The organism is Streptomyces sp. YS-3, assembly GCF_045257485.1.
In the GTDB taxonomy this organism is placed as follows: domain Bacteria; phylum Actinomycetota; class Actinomycetes; order Streptomycetales; family Streptomycetaceae; genus Streptomyces.
In genome coordinates this window covers 1-3,061 of sequence record NZ_JBJHPC010000731.1, presented here as the reverse complement: position 1 = coordinate 3,061, position 3,061 = coordinate 1, and the positions used below count along the sequence as shown (strand labels likewise).

Sequence of the window (3,061 nt, the reverse complement as noted above, 5' to 3'; positions counted from 1 at the left end):
CCTTGTAGGCGGTGATGGCGGTCGCGTCGTTCACCAGCGACTCGCCCTGGAGGATCGTGGTGATCCGGCCCGGCAGGCCCAGGCGCCGGGCGATCGCGGTGGCCGCGACGGCGTCCGGCGGCGCGACCACCGCGCCGAGCACCAGCGCGGCGGTCAGCGGCAGATCGGGCACCAGCAGATAGGCGAGCCAGCCGACGGCCACCGTCGCGAACAGGACGTATCCGACCGAGAGCAGTGCGACGGGCCGCAGATTGGCGCGCAGGTCGAGGTACGAGCTGTCGACGGCGGCCGTGTACAGCAGCGGCGGCAGCAGCAGGGGCAGCACGATGTGCGGGTCGAGCGTGTAGTCCGGGACGCCCGGCACATAGGCGGCGGCGAGCCCCGCCGCGACCAGCAGCAACGGGGCCGGCACCGGGGTGCGGCGGGCGGCCCCGGCCACCACGGCGCTCCCCGCGACCAGTGCCACCAGCGGCAACGCGTCCATCCCAGCCACCTCACAACCCGAGCGTCGTAACCTGGCAATCATGAGCGAGTGCCCCCACGTTGCCGAACTGCCGCGCCCCGAGCCCCCGGCGCTGACGGACACCTGCCCGCAGTGCCTGGCCGCGGGCACCCATCACGTACAGCTGCGGCTCTGTCTGGTGTGCGGCTATGTGGGCTGCTGCGACTCCTCACCGCAGCGGCACGCGACCGGCCACCACCTGGAGACCGGGCACCCGGTGATGCGCACCCTGGAGCCGGGCGAGGACTGGCGCTGGTGCTTTGTGGACAACGCACTGGTGTGAGGAGCGAAGCGGGGGGAATCCGGACGGTTCGACGGCCTCCGCCCTGGGTACGTCAACCCGGCGCCGGTTCACAGCAATTGGGCACCGCACACCTCTAGCCACTGTCCGTGCCCATATGCTTACCATGAGTGACACCTGTCGGGAGGGGTCCCGGCGACACGGCACCATGGATCGCGATAGCGTCGCCCTTCCTAGCACCACGATCGCGTGGACGACGCACGATCACCGCATTTCGTACCGCATGGCCCCGGGGGCGTCCCCTCCGCCGGGGCCCGAGAGAGCTTGTGCACCTTGGAGGTGAGGGTGTCCCAGATCGCAGGCGAGCCCGGGAACCAGGACTTCGTGGAAGTCCGGCTGCCGGCCGCGGGTGCCTACCTGTCGGTGCTGCGTACGGCCACGGCCGGTCTCGCGGCACGTTTGGACTTCACCCTCGACGAGATCGAGGATCTGCGTATCGCGGTCGACGAGGCCTGCGCGATCCTGCTCCAGCAGGCCGTCCCCGGCTCCGTGCTGAGCTGTGTCTTCCGTCTCGTCGACGACTCCCTGGAGGTCACGGTCTCGGCGCCGACCACGGACGGCCGGGCGCCCGAGCGCGACACCTTCGCCTGGACGGTGCTCTCCGCGCTCGCCGGCAAGGTCGACTCCTCGGTCGCCGACGACCGTACGGTCTCCATCAGCCTGTACAAACAGCGCGGCGCGGGACCCGGACCGGCGTGAGCGGGGACGGTCCGGTGCGGGACGACAGGCGCATCCCCGAGTCGCACCCGGAGGAGCCGCTCTCCATCGGTATCCCGGAGCAGCAGGCCCGGCCGCACCCGGTGGACGGACTTGACGGCCTTGAGGCCGTGGCGGAGCAGACGCGGCAGGCAGAGCGGGCGGCCCACATGAGCGAGCACATCGAGCACACGCAGCACCAGCACGATCCGCAGGACCGCAGCGGGGCGCGGGCGATGTTCATCGAGCTGCGCAAACTCCCGGACGGCTCGCCCGAGAAGGCCGAGCTGCGCAACAGGCTGGTCCGGATGCACCTGCCGCTGGTCGAGCACCTGGCCCGGCGGTTCCGCAACCGGGGCGAGCCGCTGGACGACCTGACCCAGGTCGCCACCATCGGCCTCATCAAGTCGGTCGACCGGTTCGACCCGGAGCGCGGCGTCGAGTTCTCGACGTACGCGACGCCCACGGTCGTCGGCGAGATCAAGCGGCACTTCCGCGACAAGGGCTGGGCGGTCCGGGTGCCGCGCCGCCTCCAGGAGCTGCGCCTGGCCCTCACCACGGCCACCGCCGAGCTCTCCCAGCAGCACGGCCGCTCGCCCACGGTGCACGAGCTGGCGGAGCGCCTCGGCATCTCCGAGGAGGAGGTACTGGAGGGCCTGGAGTCGGCCAACGCCTACTCGACGCTCTCGCTGGACGTCCCGGACACCGACGACGAGTCGCCGGCGGTCGCGGACACCCTGGGCGCGGAGGACGAGGCGCTGGAGGGCGTGGAGTACCGGGAGTCGCTCAAGCCGCTCCTGGAGGACCTGCCGCCGCGCGAGAAGCGGATCCTGCTGCTGCGCTTCTTCGGGAACATGACCCAGTCGCAGATCGCGCAGGAGGTCGGCATCTCGCAGATGCACGTCTCCCGGCTGCTGGCCAGGACCCTGGCGCAGCTGCGGGAGAAGCTGCTGGTGGAGGAGTAGGCGCGGCGAGCCCGGCCCGGATCACGCGTCCGGGCAGGCGTCCGTCCGCGCACCGAGGGCACCGGACGCGTCGGTGACCGTGGGTTACGGCTCCCGCGTCCCGCCCGCCCCGCGCATCCCGAGCGCCTCGGCCGTGGCCGGATTGACCAGCTGGACCAGCCCGGTCACCGCGAGCACGGCCATGGCGATCCCCACCGGGATCGCCGGACCGTCGGAGGTCAGGAACATCCAGGCCACCGGCAGCGCCAGGAGCTGGGTGATCAGCGCGGGTCCCCGGCTCCAGCGGCGCCGCAGCAGCAGCCCGCGCGCGGCGATCAGCGGGATCAGGCCGAGGACGATCAGCGTCACGCCGCCCGTCTCGGCCTGTCGCGGCTGGTCGGGCTTGCCGGTCAGGCCCATCACGAGCATGAAGAGGCCGCCGCCGACCAGGGCCAGGCCCTCGATCGCGGCGATCGCGGCTGCCGCGGTCAGCCGGCGGGGGCGCGGCCCCTCGGGGGCGCCGGCGCCGGTCTCGCTGTCAGGGTGCTGCTCAGTACTCACCCCAGCAGGGTAGCCCGCACCACCGTCCCGCCCCCGGGGCCGGGGGGCCGCCGGGAG

At 72.4% G+C, this 3,061-nt stretch carries 5 protein-coding genes; 3 read left to right on the top strand and 2 right to left on the bottom strand.

Going from position 1 to position 3,061, the window contains the following annotated elements:
* On the bottom strand, positions 1 to 484 hold a 484-nt coding region (locus ACJA3G_RS34000), incomplete at its 3' end, for a cation:proton antiporter (RefSeq protein ID WP_406556886.1).
* A gap of 40 nt (positions 485 to 524) precedes the next feature.
* Here ACJA3G_RS34000 and ACJA3G_RS33995 point away from each other — a divergent pair.
* The 3 genes from ACJA3G_RS33995 to ACJA3G_RS33985 all read left to right on the top strand — a co-directional run bounded on the left by ACJA3G_RS33995 (position 525) and on the right by ACJA3G_RS33985 (position 2,464).
* Positions 525 to 785: a UBP-type zinc finger domain-containing protein gene (locus ACJA3G_RS33995; RefSeq protein ID WP_406556885.1), complete on the top strand. Its 261-nt coding sequence runs from the start codon at positions 525 to 527 to the stop codon at positions 783 to 785.
* 303 nt (positions 786 to 1,088) lie between these two features.
* Positions 1,089 to 1,502 (top strand): anti-sigma regulatory factor, encoded by a 414-nt coding sequence (locus tag ACJA3G_RS33990; RefSeq protein WP_067163834.1) that lies wholly within the window; start codon positions 1,089 to 1,091, stop codon positions 1,500 to 1,502.
* Between the two features lie 14 nt (positions 1,503 to 1,516).
* Positions 1,517 to 2,464, top strand: coding sequence for an RNA polymerase sigma factor SigF (locus ACJA3G_RS33985; RefSeq protein ID WP_406556884.1), 948 nt, complete (start codon positions 1,517 to 1,519; stop codon positions 2,462 to 2,464).
* Positions 2,465 to 2,548: 84 nt separating this feature from the next.
* Here the strand turns inward: ACJA3G_RS33985 and ACJA3G_RS33980 are convergent, their stop codons facing one another.
* A complete protein-coding gene (locus ACJA3G_RS33980) occupies positions 2,549 to 3,004 on the bottom strand; it encodes a hypothetical protein (RefSeq protein WP_406556883.1) in 456 nt (151 codons plus the stop codon).
* Positions 3,005 to 3,061: the final 57 nt, after the last annotated feature.